This is a genomic window from Nitrosospira sp. Is2 (assembly GCF_033095785.1).
In the GTDB taxonomy this organism is placed as follows: Bacteria; Pseudomonadota; Gammaproteobacteria; order Burkholderiales; family Nitrosomonadaceae; genus Nitrosospira.
Genome location: NZ_CP137134.1, coordinates 2829683 through 2854693 on the forward strand (window position 1 = coordinate 2829683; position 25011 = coordinate 2854693).

25 protein-coding genes and 1 tRNA gene are annotated in these 25011 nt (G+C 54.3%); all 26 read left to right on the forward strand.

Translation table 11 applies throughout. From position 1 onward, the window contains the following. The first annotated feature begins 61 nt into the window (after positions 1–61). The 26 genes from R5L00_RS12415 (at position 62) to nuoL (ending at position 24980) form a co-directional block, all read left to right on the forward strand. Positions 62–1009 (forward strand): CoA ester lyase, encoded by a 948-nt coding sequence (locus tag R5L00_RS12415; RefSeq protein WP_317652018.1) that lies wholly within the window; start codon positions 62–64, stop codon positions 1007–1009. A 192-nt stretch (positions 1010–1201) separates the two neighbouring features. Then, positions 1202–2392 carry a malate--CoA ligase subunit beta gene (locus tag R5L00_RS12420; protein WP_317652020.1) on the forward strand — a complete coding sequence of 397 codons (1191 nt, stop codon included), beginning with the start codon at positions 1202–1204 and terminating at the stop codon, positions 2390–2392. After that, positions 2393–3280, forward strand: coding sequence for a succinate--CoA ligase subunit alpha (gene sucD, locus R5L00_RS12425; protein WP_107694186.1), 888 nt, complete (start codon positions 2393–2395; stop codon positions 3278–3280). Positions 3281–3347: 67 nt separating this feature from the next. After that, complete coding sequence (locus R5L00_RS12430; RefSeq protein ID WP_107694185.1) at positions 3348–3743, forward strand: hypothetical protein; 396 nt, start codon at positions 3348–3350, stop codon at positions 3741–3743. A 277-nt stretch (positions 3744–4020) separates the two neighbouring features. Continuing rightward, positions 4021–5733, forward strand: a complete 1713-nt coding sequence (locus R5L00_RS12435) for a multiheme c-type cytochrome (RefSeq protein ID WP_107695109.1) — start codon at positions 4021–4023, stop codon at positions 5731–5733. A 6-nt stretch (positions 5734–5739) separates the two neighbouring features. Then, a complete protein-coding gene (gene haoB, locus R5L00_RS12440) occupies positions 5740–6840 on the forward strand; it encodes a hydroxylamine oxidation protein HaoB (RefSeq protein WP_317651783.1) in 1101 nt (366 codons plus the stop codon). A 342-nt stretch (positions 6841–7182) separates the two neighbouring features. Continuing rightward, entirely contained in the window at positions 7183–7893 is a 711-nt protein-coding gene (cycA, locus tag R5L00_RS12445) for a cytochrome c-550 CycA (RefSeq protein WP_107695107.1), read from the forward strand. Beyond that, positions 7893–8489 (forward strand): NapC/NirT family cytochrome c, encoded by a 597-nt coding sequence (locus R5L00_RS12450; protein ID WP_107695110.1) that lies wholly within the window; start codon positions 7893–7895, stop codon positions 8487–8489. The genes cycA and R5L00_RS12450 overlap by 1 nt, the downstream gene beginning before the upstream one ends. A gap of 269 nt (positions 8490–8758) precedes the next feature. Next, positions 8759–9691 (forward strand): phosphate ABC transporter permease subunit PstC, encoded by a 933-nt coding sequence (pstC, locus tag R5L00_RS12455; protein ID WP_107693429.1) that lies wholly within the window; start codon positions 8759–8761, stop codon positions 9689–9691. 98 nt (positions 9692–9789) lie between these two features. Further along, positions 9790–10716: a phosphate ABC transporter permease PstA gene (pstA, locus tag R5L00_RS12460; RefSeq protein ID WP_107693428.1), complete on the forward strand. Its 927-nt coding sequence runs from the start codon at positions 9790–9792 to the stop codon at positions 10714–10716. Continuing rightward, positions 10710–11519: a phosphate ABC transporter ATP-binding protein PstB gene (gene pstB / locus R5L00_RS12465; RefSeq protein WP_107693427.1), complete on the forward strand. Its 810-nt coding sequence runs from the start codon at positions 10710–10712 to the stop codon at positions 11517–11519. Before pstA ends, pstB begins: the two co-directional genes overlap by 7 nt. 199 nt (positions 11520–11718) lie before the next feature. Then, positions 11719–12480, forward strand: a complete 762-nt coding sequence (gene tpiA / locus R5L00_RS12470; protein ID WP_317652023.1) for a triose-phosphate isomerase — start codon at positions 11719–11721, stop codon at positions 12478–12480. Between the two features lie 17 nt (positions 12481–12497). Continuing rightward, on the forward strand, positions 12498–12845 hold the full coding sequence (gene secG, locus R5L00_RS12475) for a preprotein translocase subunit SecG (RefSeq protein WP_107693425.1): 348 nt from the start codon (positions 12498–12500) through the stop codon (positions 12843–12845). Between the two features lie 79 nt (positions 12846–12924). Further along, positions 12925–13009 (forward strand) — tRNA-Leu (locus R5L00_RS12480). A gap of 83 nt (positions 13010–13092) precedes the next feature. Beyond that, the gene (locus R5L00_RS12485) at positions 13093–13449 is read left to right on the forward strand and encodes an NADH-quinone oxidoreductase subunit A (protein WP_107693424.1); all 357 of its coding nucleotides are present in this window, start codon (positions 13093–13095) and stop codon (positions 13447–13449) included. A gap of 4 nt (positions 13450–13453) precedes the next feature. Continuing rightward, positions 13454–13930, forward strand: coding sequence for a NuoB/complex I 20 kDa subunit family protein (locus R5L00_RS12490; RefSeq protein WP_107693423.1), 477 nt, complete (start codon positions 13454–13456; stop codon positions 13928–13930). A 7-nt stretch (positions 13931–13937) separates the two neighbouring features. Next, a complete protein-coding gene (locus R5L00_RS12495) occupies positions 13938–14555 on the forward strand; it encodes an NADH-quinone oxidoreductase subunit C (protein WP_107693422.1) in 618 nt (205 codons plus the stop codon). Between the two features lie 86 nt (positions 14556–14641). Next, a complete protein-coding gene (locus R5L00_RS12500; protein WP_107693421.1) occupies positions 14642–15895 on the forward strand; it encodes an NADH-quinone oxidoreductase subunit D in 1254 nt (417 codons plus the stop codon). 27 nt (positions 15896–15922) lie between these two features. Next, positions 15923–16399, forward strand: a complete 477-nt coding sequence (gene nuoE / locus R5L00_RS12505; RefSeq protein ID WP_107693420.1) for an NADH-quinone oxidoreductase subunit NuoE — start codon at positions 15923–15925, stop codon at positions 16397–16399. Further along, positions 16396–17673, forward strand: a complete 1278-nt coding sequence (gene nuoF / locus R5L00_RS12510; RefSeq protein WP_107693419.1) for an NADH-quinone oxidoreductase subunit NuoF — start codon at positions 16396–16398, stop codon at positions 17671–17673. The genes nuoE and nuoF overlap by 4 nt, the downstream gene beginning before the upstream one ends. 77 nt (positions 17674–17750) lie before the next feature. Then, a complete protein-coding gene (gene nuoG / locus R5L00_RS12515; RefSeq protein WP_317652029.1) occupies positions 17751–20168 on the forward strand; it encodes an NADH-quinone oxidoreductase subunit NuoG in 2418 nt (805 codons plus the stop codon). A 22-nt stretch (positions 20169–20190) separates the two neighbouring features. After that, the gene (gene nuoH, locus R5L00_RS12520; RefSeq protein ID WP_317654185.1) at positions 20191–21291 is read left to right on the forward strand and encodes an NADH-quinone oxidoreductase subunit NuoH; all 1101 of its coding nucleotides are present in this window, start codon (positions 20191–20193) and stop codon (positions 21289–21291) included. 14 nt (positions 21292–21305) lie between these two features. Further along, positions 21306–21794, forward strand: coding sequence for an NADH-quinone oxidoreductase subunit NuoI (gene nuoI / locus R5L00_RS12525; RefSeq protein ID WP_107693416.1), 489 nt, complete (start codon positions 21306–21308; stop codon positions 21792–21794). Positions 21795–22003: 209 nt separating this feature from the next. Continuing rightward, a complete protein-coding gene (locus tag R5L00_RS12530) occupies positions 22004–22609 on the forward strand; it encodes an NADH-quinone oxidoreductase subunit J (RefSeq protein WP_317652032.1) in 606 nt (201 codons plus the stop codon). A gap of 41 nt (positions 22610–22650) precedes the next feature. Continuing rightward, positions 22651–22956 carry an NADH-quinone oxidoreductase subunit NuoK gene (gene nuoK, locus R5L00_RS12535; RefSeq protein ID WP_317652034.1) on the forward strand — a complete coding sequence of 102 codons (306 nt, stop codon included), beginning with the start codon at positions 22651–22653 and terminating at the stop codon, positions 22954–22956. 68 nt (positions 22957–23024) lie between these two features. After that, complete coding sequence (gene nuoL / locus R5L00_RS12540) at positions 23025–24980, forward strand: NADH-quinone oxidoreductase subunit L (RefSeq protein WP_317652035.1); 1956 nt, start codon at positions 23025–23027, stop codon at positions 24978–24980. The last annotated feature ends 31 nt before the right edge of the window (positions 24981–25011 follow it).

Below are 25011 nucleotides of genomic sequence, written 5' to 3' on the forward strand. Positions count from 1 at the left end.
AGATCCCCGACTTTTTCTCGTCACCCCGCTAATTTTTAGTTAATTCCAACGGAATAGGTAAATGAGCCATACATTATATGAAGCTGCCATCGTGCGCGTACAGCGCTGTGAATTAGCTGTACCCGGTTCAAATCCGGGGATGTTTGAAAAGGCGATGAAAAGCGGTGCGGATTTTGTTTTTCTTGATCTTGAAGATGCCGTTGCCCCGGACGATAAACTCTCGGCTCGCCGGAATGTCATTGAAGCACTCAACGATCTGGACTGGAGGGCTCATGGAGTAACTATTTCCGTGCGTATAAACGGGCTGGATACACAATACATGGTTCGCGACGTAGTTGATCTGGTCGAAAAAGCGGGCGACAGGATCGATACCCTGTTGGTCCCAAAAGTTGGCGTTTACGCGGATGTATATATGGTGGAGGCGATGCTCAATCAGTTGGAGATGCAACAAGGGCTCAAGAGCAGAATAGGTGTCGAAGCATTGATCGAAACAGCCTTAGGTATGGCGAATGTAGACGATATTGCCCGGAACGGGGCGCACGGCCGCCTGGAGGCGCTGCATTTTGGCGTAGCCGACTATGCGGCTAGTAACCGGGCCCGCACTACAAATATCGGTGGACTGAATCCCGACTATCCGGGAGATCAATGGCATTACGCTATCAGTCGTATGACCGTCGCCTGCCGTGCCTACGGCCTGCGTCCCATTGATGGCCCGTTTGGCGATATTAAAGACCCCGATGGCTATAGGCTGGCAGCAAAAAGGGCCGCTGCTCTGGGTTGTGAGGGAAAATGGGCCATACATCCCTCACAGATCTCCCTTGCGAATGACGTGTTTACGCCGCCGGCAACGGAGGTGGAGAAGGCGCAACGTATTCTGGCCGCGTTGGAAGAAGCGGCAGCTCAAGGGAAAGGAGCGGCCGCGTTGGATGGGCGTCTCATCGACGCTGCTTCCGCGAGGATGGCGAATAACGTGGTTAAAATGTCGGAAGCTATCGGCGCCAGAGGCTAGTGCTCTGTTCAGAGCCGCTTTCAAGCGGCTTTTCTTTTATCTTAATCACCGGTTGAGTCAGAGTAATATCGCGAACAACGTCGAACGCAGCCGCTGTCTTCATGCAGCAGGATCGAGTGGCGCTGGCTCGGCAGCGCGCGGGATAGTTAATTGAACATCCATTGAATATCTATAAACGAATAAGGTGATGCATTGGATATACACGAGTATCAGGCAAAAGAGATTTTGACGAAATATGGCGTAAAGATCGCAGAAGGAGGTCTGGCTTACAGCCCTGAGGAGAGCGTGCAGCGGGCCCGGGAGATCGACGGAAATGTTTGGGTGGTAAAAGCACAGATTCATTCCGGCTCGCGCGGCAAAGCGGGCGGCATCAGGGTATGCAGATCGCATGAAGAAATAAAAGCGGCCGCAGAGGAATTACTCGGCAAAAATTTGGTTACTCGTCAAACGGGGCCAATGGGTAAGGTTTGTTCACGGGTTTATGTCGAAGCAGGAACTCAAATCGCGAAAGAAATGTATCTCTGCTTTCTCATAGATCGCAGTTCCGAACGAATTGTCATGGTGGGATCCGCGCAGGGAGGAATGGAAATCGAGGAGTTGGCCCAAACCGATCCTGACGCTATCAAAAAGATTTTTATTGAACCCGCGGTTGGTCTCCAGGATTTTCAGGCGCGCGAGATGGCTTTTGCCTTGGGGCTGGAATCGACACATTTGAGTCACGCGGTTAAAACCATAAGAGGTTGTTACCGTGCCATGCGTGACCTGGACGCAAACATGCTCGAAATCAATCCGCTCGTTGTCACCGGGACCGGTGAACTGATCGCGCTCGATGCGAAAATGAGCTTCGATGACAACGCCTTGTTTCGGCGACACGAAATCGCTGAGTTGCGGGACAAAACCCAGGGGGATACGCGCGAAGTCGCTGCTGCTGATCATGGCTTGAGTTATATCGGCCTGAACGGCGACATCGGTTGCATGATCAACGGTGCCGGTTTGGCGATGGCCACCATGGATATGATTAAACTGGCAGGGGGAGAGCCGGCAAATTTTCTTGACGTTGGAGGGGGTGCGTCGGCTGAGCGTACGGAGAAGGCCTTTCGTCTGGTTTTGGCTGACAAGGGCGTCAAAGCAATGCTGGTCAATATATTTGCGGGAATAAACCGTTGTGACTGGATCGCGGAAGGCGTCGTGCATGCGGTGAAGAATATCGACATGCAGGTCCCCCTGGTCGTGCGGTTGTCGGGCACCAACGTTGCCGAGGGCCAGCGAATCATTGCTGAAAGCGGGCTGCCCATCATTACAGCGGGAACATTGGCGGAAGCGGCCGAGAAGGTTGTTCACGCCCGTAACGAAGTGATTGCGAAAGAGTGTGAAGGAAAATAAATGGCAATCTTAATTGACGAGAGTACACGTATCGTAGTTCAGGGTTTCACGGGCAAAACCGGCACCTTCCATGCGCAGGACATGATTAATTATGGTTCCAATGTGGTCGCTGGTGTGACTCCTGGCAAGGGCGGACAGCAGCACTTGGGCTTGCCGGTATTCAATACGGTAAAAGAAGCGGTGCTGCAAGTCGGGGCAGACGCCAGCATTATATTCGTGCCACCGGCCTTTGCCGCGGATTCAATTATGGAAGCGGCTGATGCCGGCATCAAGTACTGTGTGGCGATCACCGACGGGATTCCAACGCAGGATATGATGACAGTTAAAAATTTTTTGCGTCGCTTTCCTTTCGGAGAAAGAATGGTACTCACCGGTCCAAACTGTGCCGGTACCATTAGCCCAGGCCGCGCGATGCTAGGAATCATGCCCGGCCATATCTATCTTCCAGGTGATGTTGGAATTGTTGGCCGCTCGGGAACGCTCGGGTATGAGGCGGCCGACCAGATGAGGATGTTGGGTATCGGAATCTCGACTTCGGTTGGTATCGGCGGCGATCCCATTATCGGCAGCTCGCACCGGGATATCCTTGAAAGATTTGAAGAGGATCTCTATACCAAAGTAGTGGTTATGATCGGTGAGATCGGAGGCCCGCAGGAAGTAGAAGCCGGAATTTTTGCCAAAGAACACATGACGAAGCCCGTGGTCGCTTATATCGCCGGTTTAACCGCGCCGGAAGGCCGTCGCATGGGACATGCTGGTGCGATCATTTCCTCGGCCGGTGAAAGTGCCGCGGAAAAGGTCGCTGCTTTAAGGGATCTTGGTGTAACCATCTCGCCGACCCCTTCTGCCATCGGCGACACAGTTGCGGCAGTGCTGGCCAGGATGTAGAGTGTGATTAGAGGAGGGTGATAGCCCGAACTGCTTGTCCGGTGCGCTGTTAAAGCGGAGGCTGAGAATGGCATTTGGCTGGATGACTGCGTTAAAAATAATTCCATGGGGAAGCGTACTCGAATCCGCGCCCCATATTGTCAAGGCGGCGAAGCAACTTTTTTCTGCGGTAAAGACTGATACGAGCGGTTTTTCGGCAGAGCGCGGCTCATCCGGCGATGATGGAACGGTGAGCCTGGAAAAGTTGAATAAGCGTACGCGCCTTATCGAAGCAAAACTCGTTGAATTGAGCGATGAGCAGAAATCGTCAGCGGAATTGATCAAGTCGCTTGCTGAGCAAAATGCGCTTATCGTTGACGCTATCGATGTTTTCCGGGTTCGCGTCAGGATATTGCTTATTGCCTGTATATTTCTGATCACAGTGCTATGTGGCCTGATATTCTGGCTGGTGATTAATAAGTGAACGTCCTTTGAAATGGCCATGTGGACGAGGTTTTAGCGTTTGCATAGAGGACGATGGCCTGTCTAATTCTCCTGTAATTTTCTTGACACAACAGGGGGATGCGGGTTAGGCTATGCGGCGTTTTAGAGTAGGCTGGGATTTGCCTTGGGGGATTTATTGGGCGGACCGGATTGAAATAGGGATGGACCGCGTGCCGGTAATAATAAGATCAATAAGATCAGGGGCGGCGCGGTAAGTTTAAGCAAAAAAAATTACTACGGAAGATAGGAGAGAAGAGATGGCATCGAAGCCTTGGCTGAGGGTGGTTACGCTGGCATGTGGAGCGCTGTTGAGCGCGACTGCATGGGCTAACTTTCCCAGCGTACCCAAAGAGACATACAAAGCGCTGAATCTGGAGCAATCGGCCTCGCCCAAGGAATTGCATGAAGCGCTGGTCAAGCGCTACAAGGATCCTGCGCAAGGTGCTGGACGCGGGACCCTTGCCAAATACTGGGAGCCGATTCCGATGAGCATGTATTTTGACCCGGCCTCGTTCTACAAGCCGCCGACCTCCATGAAAGAAGTGGCGGGTCGGGACGAATGCGTCAAATGCCACACAGACGAATCGCCGGTATGGGTGAGCGCCTGGAAGAAGAGCACGCACGCCAATCTGGACAAGGTCAGGAACTTAAAGCCTGAAGACCCCACCTTCTACAAGAAAGCCAAGCTGGAAGAAGTCGAGAAGAACCTTCGCTCGATGAACCGGCTGGGCGCCAACGAGAAGCTCAAGGAAGTAGGCTGCATCGACTGCCACGTTGACATCAACGCCAAGGGCAAGGCCGACCACATGAAAGACCTGCGCATGCCCACGGCGGACGTATGCGGCGTGTGTCACCTGGCCGAATTTGCCGAACGCGAATCCGAGCGCGACACCTTGATCTGGCCGAACAACCAATGGCCGCAGGGACGTCCCTCGCACGCACTGGATTGGAAAGCCAACGTAGAAGTTGCCGTGTTTGCCGCCATGCCCCAGCGTGAGATAGCCGAAGGCTGCAGCATGTGCCACACCAACCAGAACAAGTGCGACTCCTGCCACACCCGTCACGAATTCTCAGCGGCCGAATCACGCAAACCGGAAGCTTGTGCCACCTGCCACAGCGGGGTTGACCACAACAACTGGGAAGCCTACTCCATGAGCAAGCACGGCAAGATCGTCTCGATGATGGGCGACAAGTGGAACTGGAGTGCACCGCTGAAGGACGCCTACAGCAAAGGCGGTCAGACTGCCCCGACCTGTGCTGGCTGCCACTTTGAATACGAAGGCAAATACAGCCACAACGTGGTTCGCAAGATCCGCTGGGCCAACTACCCGGCTGTTCCTGGCATCGCCGAGAACATCACCAGCGAATGGTCGGAAGCGCGCCTTGACTCCTGGGTCAAGACCTGCACCTCCTGCCATTCCGAGCGCTTTGCCCGCTCCTATCTTGAATTCATGGACAAAGGCACCTTGCACGGCCTAGCCAAATACAAGGAAGCGCACGAAGTCGCCGAGAAGCTCTACAAGGAAGGCATGCTGACCGGACAGAAGACCAACCGTCCGTTGCCGCTGCCGCCTGACAAAGAAATGTTTGCCGGCTTCACTCAGCTCTACTGGTCCAAGGACAACAACCCTGCGGCCATCGAACTGAAAGCGCTGGAAATGGGAGAGAACGACCTGCCCAAGCTTCACGTAGGACTGGCGCACGTCAACCCGGGCGGCTGGACCTATACCGAAGGCTGGGGTCCCATGAACCGCGCCTACGTCGAAATCATGGACGAGAACACCAAGATACGCGAAATGGCAGCCCTGCAGGCCCGGGTAGCCAAGATGGAATCGGGTCGCCGTGCGGGTCTTCTGGACTTGAACAGCAAGGATGACAAGATCTCCCTGGGCGGTCTTGGCGGCGGCATGCTGCTTGCGGGCACCCTGGCGCTGGCAGGCTGGCGCCGGCGCGAAAGAAGCGAGCGCTAATCCAGCTTGACATCTGCAACTACCAGCCGCGCCCTCACCCCGGCGCGGCGCAACAACCGACTCCTCCCCTCACTGGGCATCCTCCTGGTGGCGGGAGGAATTCTTTTGCTCGCCTGGTTTGCCTGGCTCTGGTTCAACCCCGGCCCCGCACCCTACCGCTACCAGCTGGTGGAAGAAGGCAGCGTGGACAAATTCAGCAAGCTCGGACTTGAACCCTGGCCCGATCTCACCATCGCCAAATACGAAGTCTTTGCCGAGGAGATCGAAAAGCCCCTGGCCTCTGGCCACACCGCCCGGCGCGGCCAGACACCGCCCGTGCGCATCGACTGGGAGAACCACACCAGCGAACTCGTTGCCTCCGTTGACGGCAAACTCGGTGAACTGACCACCCTGGCTGCCGCCATCGACAAATACGCAGCCAAGGACGCACTGATCCTCGGCTGGTGGGACACCTCGCGCCAGATCAAGCTCCTGGCCGGGCGCGACACCCTCTTCACCACCCATGTGGGGCAGCCCCTGATCATTCCCACCCCCTGGCGCAACCGTGAAGAATCCATCCGCAAATACGAAGACCAGTTCTGGGGCGCACCCGCAACCGAGGAAGAGCGGCGCAAATTCGAGCGCTTCACCGACGCCCTCCTTGCAGAGCCCGAGCAGGGCGCTGCCATCCTGCGCGAACTTGCAGGCGGGCGCGAAGCCTATATTGCGCTCCACGTCACCGACCTGTACAAGCTCGGGCTGATGCGGCCCGACCAGTTTGACATCACCTACAAGAACTTCCCCATGGAAGGCAACATGCACGGCCTGATCGGCTATCTCAAGAACTGGATGCAGGAAAACAACTTCACCACCTACACCCTGCAATCGATCTCCGACAAGATGGTGCGGGGCTACTTCCTGCGCACGGACAAGAACAGCAACAGCCTGATTGCCCAGATGCTCCCCTTCACCAATTCCACCCCGCTTGACCTGAAACCCGTGCAGCTCATCTACCAGCAGGGCGGCTACTGGGTCTACCAGATCCCATCCGCTGCTCCTGCTGCTGCTCCTGCCCCTGCCTCAACCCCTGCCCCGGTTCCCGCCCCCGCTCCTGCCGAGGGCACCTGATCTCCCGCCGTGCTCCTGCGTAATGGAAGGCGACGGGTTTATTTAAAAGAAACATGAGACGCCAGACCGCAACGCGGTCTGGGCGTCCTCTCCGCTGCCTGATCCCCGCTGCGGGGGGTCTCAGGCAACGCTTCGAAGCGTGACCATGCAACGGCCGTAAGCGCCTATAATGTAGAGTACTGATACTGCCAAGGTCCGCAGTGCCGGTACCAGTGGTACCAGAAAGAGTCATGGTACTGGTGCTACCCGTTTGCATAAACCGGAGATACAGTTATGGTCAAAATAGAAGATTCATAAAACCCAACGGATACAATTGTCTTCGAAAGAAAAAAAGGAGAGATCATGAGCCATCGCATGACATTCGCACTTGCCGCCGCAGCCCTGTTTGCGGTGATATCCGGGAGTGCGGCCGCGCAATCGTTTGAGGGCCGCAAGAAATGCAGTTCCTGTCACAAGAGCCAGGCTGAATCCTGGGGAGACACGGCGCACGCCAAGGCCATGGAATCGTTAAAGCCCGGCACCAAGGAGGAGGCCAAGAAAAAGGCCAAGCTCGATCCTAAAAAGGATTACACCAAGGACAAGGATTGCGTAGGCTGCCATGTTGACGGCTGGGGCAAGGAAGGCGGCTACACGGTTGATGACCCCAACAAGTTCCTGACCGGCGTGGGCTGCGAATCGTGCCATGGACCGGGATCGAAGTACCGGGGCATGCACCGCAAATCGGGTGCGGCCTATGAGAAATCGAAGAAGACCGCCCCGCGCTCATCGCTGGCCGATGCCGGACAGGACTTTGCCTTTGAAGAGAGCTGCAATGCCTGCCACATGAACTATGAAGGCTCGCCCTGGAAGGGTGTCAAGAAGCCCTACACCCCCTATCACCCGGGTGTGGACAAGAAATACACCTTCAACTTTGACAAATACGTAAAGGACGTCAAGGCCATGCACGAGCACTACAAACTGGACGGCGTCTTCGAGGGAGATCCCAAGTTCAAGTACCATGACGACTTCCAGTCCAAGGCCAAGGTTGGCAAGAAGACCGAGGTAGACGACTGATGGGAATCAAGGCAGGCGGCTCCCTGCTCACAGGCGCGCTGCTGGGGATTGTGATGGTGGCGGTGGTATTCGGCGGCGAGGCCGCCGTCTCCACCACTGAATTCTGCACCAGCTGTCATTCCATGACCTATCCTCATGATGAGTTGAAGAATTCATCGCACTATGGGGCACTGGGCGCCAACCCCGGCTGCAAGGACTGTCACATCCCGCAGGGCTTCAAGAACTTCCACCTGGCCGTGGCCACGCACGTGGTCGACGGTGCGCGCGAGCTGTACCTGGAATTTGCCAACGACTATTCCACGCTGGAGAAATTCAACGAGCGCAGGCTGATCATGGCGCACGATGCGCGCATGAACCTGAAGAAATGGGACAGCAACACCTGCCGGGAATGTCACAAGAATCCCCAGCCCCCGGGAGCTGATGCCAAGGCTGCGCACAAGAAGATGGAAACCGAGGGCGCCACCTGCATCGACTGCCATCAGAACCTGGTGCACAAGGAAGCCCCGGAGACCGACCTCAACGAGAGCAAAAAGCAGGGCAAGATGGTCCTCAAACCCGAGAAAAAGGATGAGGACGATGACGAGGATGAGGAGTAGGCTTTCCTGAACGTTCCGGGCTCAGGTGTTCGTTCAGCGGCGTTTCGGCTACCACGCCGCTGAATCCATATTTGTGTCAATAGTTTAGTCCGAGGCTGGATTCGTGGAATTACATGGCGAATCCAGCCCGTTCAACGGTAATTCATACTCAAGCCCGGGCTAGGGCCTGCGTTCTTTGCAGTTTCTGTATGTCACGAAACTGTAACATTTCCACCCTAATATGTAGCCTGTCAAGAAACGTCCTTCCCTTCTTTCGAAGGCTCTCGCCTGTGATAGCACAATCTTCAGACGCACCCCCTCATTCTAAAAGGCTCGGATACAGTTATCGTCGCCATCTCGGCGAGCGCGTCATTGAAGCGTTGCTATTCCTGATGGCGTTTCTCTCGGTCGCAATTACCCTGGCCATTGTGGCAATGCTGGTCAAGGAATCCGTCGTATTTTTTGAACATGTTCCGCTATGGGATTTTCTGACCGATACCCAATGGACACCGCTATTTGATGACGCGCATTACGGGATACTTCCGCTGGTCTCAGGCACGGTGGTAAGTTCCGCCGTGGCTCTCCTGGTCGCCATCCCTATGGGAACGATCACGGCCATATATCTTTCCGAATTCGCGCCCTTTACCGTGCGCGAGGTTGCCAAGCCGTTTCTAGAGTTATTAGGCGGAGTACCGACCGTTGTGTACGGCTATTTCGCATTACTCTTCGTAACACCTCTGTTGCAGAAAATTATCCCGGGACTGCCCGGTTTCAGCCTGTTATCCGCCGGGCTGGTGATGGGAATCATGATTATTCCCTATGTGAGTTCCATGGCTGAAGACGCGATGCGCGCCGTGCCTATGAATCTTCGAGAGGGCTCATATGCAATGGGGGCAACAAAATTCCAGACCGCCATCAGGGTGGTCATGCCGGCGGCATTTTCGGGCATCGCAGCAGCTTATATTTTAGGTATATCCCGCGCGGTCGGAGAGACCATGGTAGTGGCTGTGGCGGCCGGGATGCAGCCGAACTTGACCTGGAACCCGATGGAGCCTGCAGCTACCATTACAGCCTACATCGTACAGGTAAGCCTAGGCGACCTCCCGCATGGCAGCATTGGCTACCAGACCATTTTTGCCGCTGGACTTACTTTGCTGCTATTGACGCTTGCGTTCAATATAGTTGGACACGTGTTACGCAAGCGGTATCGCGAGGTATATTGAACTAACGTGGTGTTTTTCCAGCCTTCGCTGTCTTTTCCTTTATTTGGTTCCTGAGTTCCCATGTATATGTACGTTTGCTCTTTTAATCGGGCCAATTGATGCGAGATGACAAAGACCTGAGTGAGATCCGCAGCATTATTGCGCGCCACAAGCTCTGGGATCTCATCTTCATGATCGTCGGCGTGTTTGTGCTGATGATCGCCCTCCTGACCTTCATGGCGTTATTCGCTCACATGCTGATCGATGGGTGGCCGCGGTTGACATGGGATTTCTTCACTACTTTTCCCTCGCGGCGCCCAGGATCAGCCGGGATACTTTCGGCCTGGGTTGGCACGACTTTGGTCATGGTGGTGACTGCCATTGCAGCGGTGCCGCTGGGCATCGGTGCGGGTGTCTATCTGGAAGAATATGCCGCAAAAAATATCATTACCGAGATCATCGAAATCAATGTAACCAATCTTGCGGGGATCCCATCCATCATCTACGGGCTACTGGCTTTGAGTCTGTTCGTCCACCAGTTTGGCTTCGGCCAGAGCATTCTTTCCGCAGGCTTGGCCCTGGCATTACTGATTCTGCCGGTTGTGATTGTGGCAACCCGCGAATCCATCCGCGCTATTCCTGTGGCCATCCGCGAAGGCGCGTACGCACTCGGGGCAACCAAATGGCAAACGGTCGCTGATCATCTGCTACCGTATTCTGCAGCCGGTATCCTGACAGGGGTCATCATTGGTCTGGCCCGAGCAATCGGGGAGACAGCGCCTATTATCACGATCGGGGCGCTGACATTCATCGCGTTTTTGCCGCCATCTCCTGTTAAGGATGAATTTCCTTTTCTGTCTTTCGAGTGGTTGATGGCGCCTTTTACCGTGATGCCGATCCAAATGTTCAACTGGGTTTCGCGACCGGAAGAGGCGTTTCAAGTCAATGCCGCGGCTGCAGGCTTGATACTCGTGGTGATGACCCTCACCATGAACGCGCTTGCTATCTACTTGCGCTATCGCATGCGGAAAAACATCAAATGGTAGTCACTGCTGCCGTAATTGATCCCCTGGGGGATCCGGTGCCGGCGCGCTATAAATCCGAAGTGAAAAACCTGAGTTTTTACTACGGTTCGTTCTCTGCGCTAAAGAACATCAACATGATGTTGCATGAAAAACAAGTAACTGCTCTGATCGGGCCGTCCGGATGTGGTAAATCCACCTTTTTGCGCTGCTTTAACCGCATGCACGACCTTTATCCGGGTAATCGTTACGTTGGCGAGATCATTTTGCATCCGGACAATGTCAATATCCTTTCGCGGACGGTGGATCCGATTGAAGTGCGGATGCGTATCAGCATGGTATTTCAAAAGCCCAATCCGTTCCCGAAATCGATTTATGAAAATGTTGCGTATGGGCTGCGTGTGCGGGGGATCAGGCAGCGTGCCATTTTAGACGAGAAAGTGGAAGAAGCCCTGCGCAACGCGGCGTTATGGGACGAAGCGAAAGATCGGCTGCATCAGCTTGCCTATAATCTCTCCGGGGGCCAGCAACAACGCTTATGTATAGCTCGAGCCCTGGCGACCGATCCGGAAATCCTGCTGTTCGATGAGCCGACATCTGCGCTTGACCCCATCGCTACCGCCAGTATCGAAGAGCTCATCGCCGATCTGAAGGATAAAGTTACGATCCTTATTGTCACCCATAACATGCAGCAAGCGGCTCGAGTGTCGGATTATACGGCCTATATGTACCTGGGCGAGCTCATCGAATTTGATGTAACGGACAACATTTTCATCAAACCTAAGAATAAACAGACTGAAGATTACATTACCGGACGGTTTGGCTGAAAACAGAGATGCCCGGAGAGACACGGGCCGCTTTCATCGTTTAACCGAGTCGCGTTTCCGATCCTCTTTCCCCTCATGCATTACCGGTTCTGCCTTCAATTTTGTCGTTGATCCGGTGATGGACCCCAAAGATTGACCCCGTATTCATTCACGAGTAACATTCGCAGCTTTGACATACAAGGACGAGGCGATTTCTCTCATGGCGACGCGTTCAAAGCTGGTTGCGGGCAATTGGAAGATGCATGGCAGCACAGCGCAAAATCGGGATTTGCTGGATGCGATCGTCTCGCGGACCGCATGGTTGGAGAAAGCGAGCATTGCTGTGGCTGTACCTTATCCCTATCTTTGGCAGGCACAATCGATATTAGCGAATACCCATGTATCCTGGGGCGCCCAGAATGTCAGCCAGTATGAGAAGGGTGCCTATACAGGCGAGGTTTCCGCAGCGATGCTGGTCGATTTTGGGTGTCGCTATGCGATTGTCGGCCACTCGGAACGGCGAGCGTTGTTTGGTGAGGATAGTCATACCGTGGCGCTCAAATTCAGAGCAGCGCAGGCTGCAGGTTTGACGCCCATCCTGTGTATCGGCGAAACACTCGATCAACGCGAGACTGGGGTTACCGAGCAGGTAGTGGCGGAGCAGCTGGACGCGGTAATCGAACTAACGGGCGTGAACGCACTTTCCAGCTCGGTATTGGCTTATGAACCGGTATGGGCTATTGGAACCGGTAAAACTGCTACGCCGCAACAGGCTCAGGACGTCCACGCGTTTATCCGCAGCAGAATTGCGGCGCACGATCCCGCGGTGTCCGCCAAGCTGCGGGTCCTTTACGGGGGCAGCGTCAAGGCTAGCAACGCGGCCGAGCTGTTCTGCATGCCGGATATCGATGGCGGATTGATCGGCGGCGCCTCGCTTGTTGCCGATGAATTCGTCGCCATCTGCAATGCGGCAAAGAATTAACTCATCTGGAGCAGTCTTTGGAAACATTCATCTGGATATTGCACGTCGTGTCGGCTGTGGCAGTCATTGTTCTGGTTCTGCTGCAACACGGCAAAGGAGCCGATATGGGGGCTGCCTTTGGCAGCGGCTCATCGGGAAGCTTGTTTGGTGCCAGTGGCTCGGCAAATTTCTTGAGCAGGACAACGGGCGCGCTGGCTGCCGTCTTTTTCGTTACCAGTCTTGGCCTTACTTATCTTTCGACTAACAAGACCGAGAGTGGGGGGGTGATGGAAAAGGCGACGCAGGTTCAATCGAAGCCCGCAGAGCCGCCGCTTCCTCGTCCAACGGAAGAAGGAACCTCGAAGGCTACAGAGATACCAAAATAATTAAATGATGAGCTAGTTGAACAATTGACTACCGGCGCGTTCTAACTCGGTAGGTCTCGACTAGGACTCAAATTAAGCCGCCGACGTGGTGAAATTGGTAGACACGCCGTCTTGAGGGGGCGGTGGCGAAAGCTGTGCGAGTTCGAGTCTCGCCGTCGGCACCAGTTGAAATAGGGCTGGGAATCAGCGTAACAGTTGGATGTAAACCGTTGCCTGGTCTCTCTAGCTCTTTATTTTTAATCACGCGATGCTCGAAAATTATTTCCCTATCCTGTTATTCATCTTGATTGGCCTTGCCGTCGGCGTGGTGCCTATGGCACTGGGCTGGCTGTTCGCCCCCAATCGTCCTGACAGCGAGAAGCTGTCCCCATATGAATGCGGCTTCGAAGCATTTGAAGATGCGCGCATGAAATTTGACGTCCGCTACTATCTCGTGGCGATCTTATTCATTCTGTTCGATCTGGAGATCGCTTTCCTGTTTCCATGGGCAGTCGTTTTGAATGAGATCGGCTTGTTTGGTTTTGTCGCAATGGTAATTTTTCTGGGTATCCTTGTCGTTGGCTTTATCTATGAGTGGACGAAAGGCGCCCTGGAGTGGGACTAAGATTATGAGTGCGAACGGAGTGATGGACAAAGGTTTTATCACCACCAGTCTGGATTCGGTCATCAATTGGGGCCGTACCGGGTCTATGTGGCCGATGACTTTCGGGTTGGCATGCTGTGCGGTGGAAATGATGCAGGCCGGCGCTTCACGTTATGATCTCGACCGTTTTGGCATTGTATTTCGTCCAAGCCCGCGTCAATCGGACGTAATGATCGTCGCCGGCACCCTGTGCAATAAGATGGCCCCAGCGCTACGTAAAGTTTATGACCAGATGGCGGAGCCGCGGTGGGTGATATCCATGGGCTCCTGCGCCAATGGCGGCGGTTATTACCATTACTCTTACTCCGTGGTTCGTGGCTGTGACCGAATAGTGCCGGTGGACATTTATGTTCCCGGCTGTCCCCCCACGGCGGAAGCATTGCTCTACGGCATTATTCAGCTGCAGAACAAAATCCACCGCACCAATACTATTGCCCGTTAAGTAATATATGACGTCCTCTCGCCTGGAAACGCTCTCCTTTTGCCTGCAAAACGTACTGGCCGATAAGCTTGTCAGCGTGAGTACGCAATTGGGTGAGCTCACCGCAACGGTGCATCCGGCCGATCTGCTGCAGGTGATGGAAACCCTGCGCGACAATCCGGAATTACGTTTCGAGATGCTGATCGATTTATGCGGCGTGGATTACTCCGCCTACGGCTCTGAGTATGGCCCCCAGGATGACCGTATCGGCAAGCGTTTCGCTATCGTTTACCATTTGTTGTCGCTGGGTCATAACCACAGGTTACGACTCAAGACGTTTGCGGATGATGACGAATTTCCGGTTGTAGACTCAGTAATTGACATATGGCCGGCGGCCAACTGGTTTGAGCGCGAGGCGTTCGATCTTTACGGCATTGTTTTTACGGGTCATCCCGATCTGCGGCGTATTCTCACGGATTACGGCTTTATCGGTAATCCGTTCCGCAAGGATTTTCCGCTGAGCGGAAACGTGGAAATGCGTTACGACCCCGACCAGCAACGGGTGATCTATCAGCCGGTCAGCATCGAGCCACGACAGATCACGCCGAAGGTGATCCGCGAAGAACACTATGGGGATAGCGAATGAAGCCTGTATGGTCGTCTCCATTCTCCTGTTCCGTCCACAACGGCGCCTTCGAGCTTGCGTCGAAATTACCAGAGGTGGGCTGAAACATGGCTGAAATACGTAACTACACCATGAATTTCGGTCCGCAGCATCCTGCTGCGCATGGCGTCCTGCGGCTTGTGCTGGAACTGGACGGTGAGGTGATACAACGCGCTGATCCGCATATCGGTCTGCTGCACCGCGCAACTGAAAAACTCGCCGAGAACAAAACGTTTATACAGTCGGTTCCCTATATGGATCGGCTGGATTATGTCTCGATGATGTGCAACGAGCATGCCTACGTAATGGCGATCGAGAAACTGCTTAAGCTGGAAGTGCCGTTGCGCGCTCAATATATCCGTGTGATGTTCGACGAGATAACGCGAATACTCAACCATCTCTTGTGGCTAGGGGCCCATGCGCTGGACGTAGGGGCGATGACGGTATTTCTTTATGCTTTCCGCGACCGTGAGGACTTGATGGACTGCTATGAGGCGGTATCGGGGGCCAGAATGCATGCGGCCTACTATCGGCCGGGTGGGGTCTATCGTGATTTGCCGGCATCCATGCCGAAATACGAGCCTTCCAAAATACATGACGAAAAAAGCACCCGGCTACGTAATGAAAATCGCACGGGCTCGCTGTTGGACTTTATAGAAGACTTTACAAACCGGTTTCCGACCTATGTGGATGAGTACGAAACGCTGTTGACCGATAACCGGATATGGAAGCAGCGGCTTGTAGGTATTGGGGTGGTATCCCCGGAGCGTGCCAAGGCGCTGGGCTTCACAGGTCCCATGCTGCGCGGTTCGGGCGTGGAATGGGATTTGCGGAGGAAGCAACCCTATGAGGTTTACGATCAAATGGATTTTGATATACCGGTGGGCGTGAACGGAGACTGTTACGACCGCTATCTGGTTCGAATTGAAGAATTCCGCCAATCGAATCGTATCATCAGGCAGTGCGTCGAATGGCTGCGCAAGAACCCGGGGCCGGTCATCACCGACAATCATAAGGTCGCACCGCCTGCTCGCGTGGAAATGAAACAGAACATGGAAGAGCTGATTCATCATTTCAAACTCTTTACCGAAGGCTTCCACGTTCCTCCGGGTGAGGCCTATGCCGCGGTCGAACATCCTAAAGGTGAATTCGGGATCTATCTGGTATCGGATGGCGCCAACATGCCATACCGCCTGAAAATCCGCGCCCCCGGATTTCCTCATTTGGCGGCCCTCGATGAAATGTCCAGGGGGCATATGATCGCGGATGTGGTCGCCATTATCGGTACACAGGATATCGTGTTCGGGGAAATCGACCGATAAGCTTATTTACGGTTAACGGCTATCAAGATGTTAAGTGCAGAATCCATAGAAAAAATTGATCATGAGCTGGCTAAATACCCAGCTGATCAACGCCAGTCGGCGGTAATGTCGGCGCTCGCCATTGCTCAGGATGAGAAAGGGTGGCTAGCCACCGAAACAATGGATTTTATTGCCCATTATATTGGCATGCCGCCTATCGCAGTGTATGAGGTCGCGACCTTTTACAACATGTACAATTTGCAGCCTCTGGGCAAATACAAGATCACCATTTGTACGAATCTGCCTTGCGCGCTGTCCGGTGGCAATGACGCTGCGGCGCATATGAAACAAAAGTTGGGCATCGGTTTTAATGAAACGACCACGGACGGGCTGTTTACGTTGAAAGAAGGTGAATGCATGGGCGCCTGCGGCGACGCGCCCGTGCTACTGGTTAATAACAAACGTATGTGCAGTTTCATGTCCAATGAGAACATTAACCAATTGCTGGAGGAGTTGAGCAAATGACCCAGCCTACCCAGGTGTTATTGGCCGGGTTGAACCCCTCGGACCCAAATGACTGGCGTCTCCAGAATTACCAGCAGCGCGAGGGTTATGTTGCGCTGAGAAAAATCCTTGAGGAAAAGATACCACCTGAAAAAATCATAGAGGAAGTAAAAAAATCGGCCCTGCGTGGCCGTGGCGGCGCAGGGTTTCCGACCGGATTGAAGTGGAGCTTCATGCCCAAGCAGTATGAGGGCGATAAATACCTGGTGTGCAATTCGGATGAGGGCGAGCCCGGCACTTTCAAGGACCGCGACATCATGCGCCACAATCCGCATATCCTGATCGAAGGCATGGCTATCGGCGCATATGCCATGGGTATCAAGGCGGGCTACAACTATATACATGGCGAAATTTGGGACACGTACGAACGGATGGAAGAGGCGGTCGAGGAGGCGCGGGCGGCCGGGTGGCTGGGAAAAAATATCCTCGGTTCGGATTTCAGTTTCCAGTTATATAACCATCATGGTTACGGCGCCTATATCTGCGGCGAGGAAACGGCGCTGCTCGAATCATTGGAAGGAAAGAAAGGCCAACCCCGCTTCAAGCCGCCGTTTCCAGCAAGTTTTGGCCTCTATGGCAAGCCAACCACCATCAATAATACCGAGACGTTTGCCTCGGTGCCCTGGATCATTCGAAATGGTGGCGAGAAATTTTTGCAGCTGGGAAAGCCCAACAATGGCGGGACGAAACTTTTTTCGGTTTCGGGTCACGTCAATAAGCCCGGCAATTATGAGGTCCCGTTGGGCACACCGTTTAAGACACTGCTGGAAATGGCCGGCGGCATGCGTGGCGACCGGAAACTGAAGGGCTGCATTCCGGGCGGCTCATCCATGCCGGTATTGCCAGGCGACATCATGATGGAGACGGACATGGACTACGATTCCATCGCCAAGGCGGGATCCATGCTGGGTTCCGGCGCGGTCATCATAATGGACGAAACGACCTGTATGGTAAGAGCCCTGGAGCGGCTTTCATACTTTTATTATGAGGAATCCTGCGGTCAATGCACGCCTTGCCGGGAGGGCACGGGTTGGCTTTATCGCGTGGTGCACCGCATCGAAACCGGTAAGGGGCGGATGGAGGATCTGGATCTCCTCAACAGCGTCGCCGACAATATTCAGGGGCGAACCATTTGCGCGCTGGGCGATGCCGCGGCCATGCCGGTGCGTGCCATGATCCAGCATTTTCGGGACGAGTTCGCCTATCATATTGAGCACAAGAAATGCCTGGTGTAACCGGAATAGCAGGGTCAAGGGCAAAGTGGCTTTTTTCTCGTTCGCATCCCGCTCATTAATACTAAAGCATGCAACCGATGATCAATTTTGAAATAGACGGTAAAGCGGTCTCCGTTCCGAAGAATGCCACCGTAATGGATGGCGCCAATGAGCTGGGTATATTCATTCCGCATTTCTGCTATCACAAGAAACTGTCCATCGCGGCCAATTGCCGGATGTGTCTAGTACAGGTGGAGAAGGCCCCCAAGCCCTTGCCTGCGTGCGCGACGCCGGCCATGGAAGGCATGAAGGTATTCACCCACTCAGGCCAGGCTGTCACGGCACAAAAAGGCGTGATGGAATTCCTGCTCATAAATCATCCATTGGATTGTCCCATTTGTGACCAGGGGGGTGAATGCCAGCTGCAGGACCTGGCGGTTGGGTATGGGTCGAGTTCCTCGCGTTATACCGAGGCCAAGCGCGTTGTGGCGAACAAGAATCTGGGGTCGTTGATTTCCACCGACATGACTCGATGTATTCATTGCACCCGTTGCGTGCGCTTTGGTCAGGAAATCGCGGGAATCATGGAACTCGGCATGGCGGGTCGGGGCGAGCATGCTGAGATCCTGTCGTTTGTTGGCAGCACCGTGGATTCGGAGTTGTCGGGCAATATGATCGACCTCTGTCCGGTCGGAGCTTTGGTCAGCAAGCCATTCCGCTATTCGGCGCGTACATGGGAATTGTCGCGCAGGAAATCCATTAGCCCGCACTGCGGTCTGGGTTCCAATCTGGTGGTCCAGGTCAAGCAGAACCGCGTAATGCGCGTGCTGCCGCGCGAGAATGAAGCAATTAACGAATGCTGGATATCGGATAAGGACCGTTTTTCCTACGAGGGATTGAACTCCGAGGAGCGCTTGACCAAGCCGATGATAAAGCGTGGGGGTCAATGGCAGGAATGCGACTGGCAAACCGCGCTGGAATTCGTTGCGAACGGGTTGAATACGGTCAGGGAGAGGCATGGAGCACAGCATATCGGCGCATTGGCTTCTCCCCACAGCACGCTTGAAGAACTTTATTTGTTGCAGAAACTCGTCCGGGGACTGGGCAGCGAAAATGTCGATCACCGTCTGCGCCATTCGGATTTCCGCGCAGATGCATACCTGCAGGGTATACCGTGGCTGGGGATGCCCATCGCCGATATTTCCGGCTTGAAATCAGCGCTGATCATTGGAAGCATTCTTCGCAAGGATCACCCCCTCCTTGCGCAGCGTTTGCGTCAGGCGGTGAAGCATGGTGCGCAGTTGAATCTGATCAATCCCGTAGATGATGATCTGCTTTGCAAGGTAGCGAATCGCGCCATTGTTGACCCTGCCGCCACGGTGCAGATGTTGGCGCAGGTGCTGAAAGCCGCCGCCGAGTCGAAAGGAGCGCAAATTCCCGGCGGCGCCGCAGAGTCGCTGAGCTCCGTCAATGTGAGCGATACCGCGCGCGCCATCGCGGAAAGTCTTATCAACAGCAAGCCGGCGGCGATTTTTCTCGGCAACCTGACCCAGCATCATCCGCAATACGCTGACATACATGCCCTGGCGCAGCAGGTTGCGCAAATTACCGAGGTGCAGTTCGGCATCCTGGGTGAGGCCGCAAACAGCGTAGGCGCCTACATTGCCGGCTCAATTCCCGGGCGTCATTCCCCCGCGGAAACGACGGGCAATGCGCATGAGAGTGCATCGGTCGGCCTTGATGCCTCTCAAATGGTAGGGATGAACCGCCCCGAGGCGTGCCGAGCCTTCATTCTGATGAACCTGGAACCGGATCTGGACAGTTATGATCCACAGCAGACCGCGCGGGCACTAGGCGAGGCAGAGCTGGTGGTAATGATGACCACATACAAAAGCGATGCAATCCTTCAAAGCCGTTACACGGATGTGTTGCTGCCTATTTCTCCGTTTACGGAAACTTCCGGCACTTTCATCAGTACTGAAGGCAGGATCCAAAGTTTCAATGGGGTCGTGGCTCCTCTCGGCGAGACACGCCCGGCATGGAAGGTGCTGCGTGTGCTTGGCAATATGATGCAGATTGAGGGCTTTGGTTACGAAACACCGGAGCAGGTGCGTGCGGAGATTCTACCGCCTGGATACGATATCACCGCTCGTCTCGACAATAATTTGAGAAGTTTTACGGTAGGAAATGTCCTGCCAGTGGGGCAGGGGGCAGGTACCCAGCGCATAGGCGAGGTGCCGATTTACCAGGCCGATCCCATCGCGCGCCGCGCTGAATCGCTGCAGCGCACACGCGATGCTGCCGAGCCAATGGCATGGATGCCAGGGGATTTGATGGACAAACTCGGCATTCGTCCAGGGGAAAGCGTCAGGCTGAAACAGGGTGAAGGTGAGGCGCACCTTACTGCGGCGCGAGACGACAAGCTTCCTGCCAACTGTGTGCGCGTAGCTTCGGCACATCCGCTGACGGCGGCGCTGGGCGGAATGTTCAGTGAGATCACTATCGAAAGATTGTGATGGAATAGACCGGGATGATTTGATGGAATACGCGCAACAATTATTTGGCGATTTTTTCGGCCCCGAGTGGGGCCCGGCTCTGTTCCTCGTGACGAAGAACGTGTTGTTAATCGTTGCCATAATACTGCCCCTGATGCTCGCGGTGGCCTATCTTACGTTTGCCGAACGCAAGATTATTGGTTTCATGCAATTGCGTGTCGGACCCAACCGGGTCACTTTCTTTGGTATTCCATGGCTGGGCGGCTGGGCGCAACCAATCGCGGATGCGGTCAAGGCCGTGATGAAAGAAATCATCATTCCCAGCGGGGCCAACAAGTTTTTGTTCGTACTCGCGCCGGTGTTGACGTTCGCCCCTGCGCTGGCGGCGTGGGCAGTGGTGCCTTTTTCTCCCGAGGTGGTATTGGCGGACGTCAATGCTGGTCTGCTCTATATTCTGGCGATGACCTCGATGGGGGTTTATGGGGTGATTATCGCGGGCTGGGCATCAAACTCCAAGTATGCATTTCTCGGCGCAATGCGTTCTGCCGCCCAGGTTGTTTCGTATGAGCTGGCGATGGGCTTTGCGCTGGTATGTGTGCTGATGATGTCGCACAGCTTGAATCTGGGAGACATCGTCAAGGGGCAGCAGGGCGGCAGTTTGCTCAATTGGTACCTCGTTCCGCTATTTCCCATGTTCTTGGTGTATTTCATCTCCGGCGTGGCGGAGACCAATCGCGCGCCCTTCGATGTGGCCGAGGGTGAGTCTGAAATCGTAGCGGGCTTCCATGTCGAGTATTCAGGCATGGCGTTTACGGTGTTTTTCCTGGCGGAATATGCCAACATGATCCTGGTGGCAACGCTTGCCAGTATCATATTTCTGGGCGGCTGGCTGCCTCCACTCAACGTCGCCCCGTTTACGCTGGTTCCCGGTTTCATTTGGCTGGTCATGAAGGTGGCGTTTTTGCTGTTTTGTTTTCTATGGTTCCGTGCTACGTTCCCCCGCTACCGCTATGACCAGATTATGCGGCTGGGTTGGAAAGTTTTCATTCCCATTACCCTTGTCTGGATATTGCTGGTGGGCCTGGTGATGCAGCTTCCGTCATCGCTGCGCGACGCATTCCCTCTTAATTTGTGGTTCCACTGAGAAAGGGAAAAGCCATGAACCGTATCAAGGATTTTTTCCGTACTTTCCTGCTGTTTGAGCTGCTCAAGGGCATGATGCTGACCGGCAGGTATTTGTTTGCACGCAAAATCACGGTTTACTTTCCAGAGGAAAAGACACCGATGTCTCCCCGTTTCCGCGGGCTGCATGCGTTGCGCCGTTACCCAAATGGCGAAGAGCGCTGTATCGCGTGCAAGTTGTGCGAAGCGGTCTGTCCGGCTCTCGCAATTACAATAGAATCGGAGCAGCGCGAGGATGGCACGCGCCGCACCACGCGGTATGACATCGATCTTACAAAATGCATATTCTGCGGTTTCTGCGAGGAATCCTGTCCCGTGGACTCGATTGTTGAGACTCGTATTCTCGAATATCACGGTGAAAAGCGCGGCGACCTCATCTATACGAAAGAGATGCTCCTGGCCGTCGGAGATCGATATGAGGAACAGATCGCGAAGGACAGGGCAGCGGATGCGGGCTACCGCTAGACTTCGCGGCTGAGCTACCGGTGGAGACTTTTATACGGTTGAAATCGGTCGCGTTATAGGCTGCTAGAGAAATTTATCGCTTATATACCAGTCGCGTGCGGGCGCTTAATTGCTCTGCGAGTAATCGCTGAGCGCCGCGTTTGCTTATCCCGCGTCGGCTGGGGGGCAGATGAACTTACTTAGAACCCGGAATTTATAGAAGTGCCCACATGAGCTTTCAAGATATAATTTTTTACTTTTTTTCGACCGTACTGGTGTTGGCTGCCCTGGGGGTGATTACCGCTCGAAATCCGGTGCATGCGGCATTATTACTGGTGCTGGCTTTTTTTACCTCCTCGGGGCTTTGGCTGTTGCTAGAGGCGGAATTTCTCGCCATCACGCTGGTGTTGGTGTATGTCGGCGCAGTGATGGTGTTGTTTCTGTTCGTTGTGATGATGCTGGATATCAATATCGACAGGTTGCGTGAAGGATTCCTGAAATGGTTCCCTTTTGGAGCGTTGCTGGCGGTCGTGATGGCGGCCGAGATGGCCATGGTGCTGATGGGCAAGCAATTCGGAATTGAGGAAATGCCGGCTCCGCCGTCTCGCGGCGCCGACTATAGCAATACCAAGGAACTGGGTCGTCTGATTTATACGGAATATGTTTACGCCTTTGAGTTGGCAGCAGTTATCCTGCTGGTGGCGATCGTCGCCGCCATCGCACTGACCCTGCGGCATCGCACGGGGATCAAGTCTGTAGACGCGGCGAAACAGGTGGCGGTAAAACGCGGGGATCGGATACGGATGGTGTCCATGCCGTCCGAGAAGAAAGAATAAAAAGCAAGTGCATATTTATGTCCTGAAAAGGGGGCGCTAGTTTGGTTTCGTTATCCCATTACCTTGTTCTCGGGGCGATTCTGTTCGCTATCAGCATTGTCGGTATTTTCCTGAACAGGAAGAACGTGATCATCCTGCTGATGGCGATCGAGCTGATGCTGCTCGCGGTGAATATGAATTTCGTCGCGTTTTCGCATTACCTCCAGGACGCATCGGGGCAAATCTTCGTGTTCTTCATTCTTACCGTGGCTGCGGCGGAGTCGGCTATTGGCCTTGCAATACTAGTAGTGCTGTTTCGAAACCTGCGCACAATCAACGTGGACGATCTGGATAAGCTCAAGGGGTAAGTTGTCCGGTTGGAGGCCGCCGCGGGGGCGGACATTAACCGGGCAATATAAGAAAAACTGATTTTTCCATGACTGAGATGCAAAAACTTTATCTATTAGTGCCGCTGGCGCCCTTGGCGGGAGCGCTTGTCGCCGGGCTGTTTGGGCGCGTGATCGGCCCGTCTTGGAGCCATCGGGCTACCATTGCATTTATGCTCGTGTGCGTGGCCGGAGCTGTTGCCGTATTTCTGGATGTATTGAAAGGGAATATCTATAACGGCAGCGTTTACACCTGGATGACGGCCGGCGACACACGCTTCGAGATTGGATTTCTTATCGACCGGCTCTCGGCAGCCATGATGGTGGTAGTGAGCTTCGTATCGCTCATGGTGCACATCTATACAATTGGTTACATGCACGGGGACCCGGGTTATCAGCGTTTTTTCAGCTACATCTCGCTTTTCACGTTCTCGATGTTGATGCTGGTGATGTCCAACAACTTTCTTCAGCTTTTCTTTGGCTGGGAAGCGGTCGGACTGGTTTCCTATCTGCTGATCGGCTTCTGGTATACGAGGCCCTCCGCGATCTACGCCAATTTGAAGGCGTTCCTTGTCAATCGCGTAGGCGATTTCGGTTTCCTTCTGGGCATTGGCCTGGTACTTGTGTACTTCGGTACGCTGGATTACGCGGCAGTATTCGCCCAGGCTCCGCAGGTGGCGACGCAGACGATCGAGATCATTCCCGGCACGCCGTGGGCGGTATTGTCTGCAGTCTGCATTCTATTGTTCGTCGGGGCAATGGGTAAATCGGCGCAATTTCCGCTGCACGTATGGCTGCCCGATTCGATGGAAGGCCCCACGCCTATTTCCGCGCTGATTCATGCCGCAACAATGGTGACCGCCGGTATTTTCATGGTGGCGCGCATGTCCCCGCTCTTTGAATTAACCGAAACCGCACTGTCGTTCATACTGGTCATTGGCGGCATAACAACGCTTTTCATGGCGCTGGTTGCAATTGTGCAGCACGATATCAAGCGCGTGGTTGCATATTCCACGCTCTCACAGCTGGGTTACATGACGGTGGCGCTCGGCGCTTCGGCCTATTCCGCTGCGATTTTTCACCTCATGACTCATGCCTTTTTCAAGGCGGTGCTGTTTTTGGGAGCGGGATCGGTCATTATCGCAATGCACCACGAGCAGGACATGCGCAAGATGGGCGGACTCAAGAAGTATATGCCCATTACCTACGGGACAATGTTCATCGCAGCCCTGGCAAGCGCCGGCGTCCCTGGGTTTTCGGGCTTCTTTTCCAAGGACACCATCATTGAGGCAGTGTATTTCGCAAACATCCCTGGCGCCGGCTTCGCTTATTTCTGCACCGTGACCACGGTATTCATCACCGCGTTTTACACCTTCCGCCTAATGTTTATGACTTTTCACGGCAAGCCCCGGATGGACCATCATACTCAAGAGCATCTGCATGAGTCACCTTGGGTAGTAACGGTTCCGCTGGTGGCGCTTGCGATACCCTCTATCGGTGCGGGCTGGCTGATCGGACCGATGTTGTTCGGCGGGTATTTTGGTGATGCCATACAAATCTTGCCGCAGCATGAAGCAATGGCGAAGCTGTCGTCGGAATTTCACGGTGTGCTGGCGATGATGACTCACGCATTTGCCACGCTACCCTTCTGGCTATCAGTAGGTGGCATTTTCGTCGCCTGGTATTTGTATCTGGTCAAACCCGACTTGCCCGCGAAAATAAAAAGCGCGGCAGGACCATTTTCTGTGCTGCTCGATCGTAAATATTTTATCGACGAATTCTATTCCTGGCTCTTCGCCGGGGGGGCGCGCGCGCTTGGGCAGGGGCTATGGAAATTCGGCGACGTAAAAGTGATTGATGGATTCTTCGTTAATGGAACAGCGCGGGTGGTGGCCGGAACTGCCGTGCTGATACGCCGCTTCCAGTCCGGCTATATCTATCATTATGCGTTCACGATGATCGTGGGTGTATTCGTATTGATGAGTGTGTGGTTGTTCGGGTCGTGAACCAATAAAAGTAAAACGTCGTTAAGGGTTT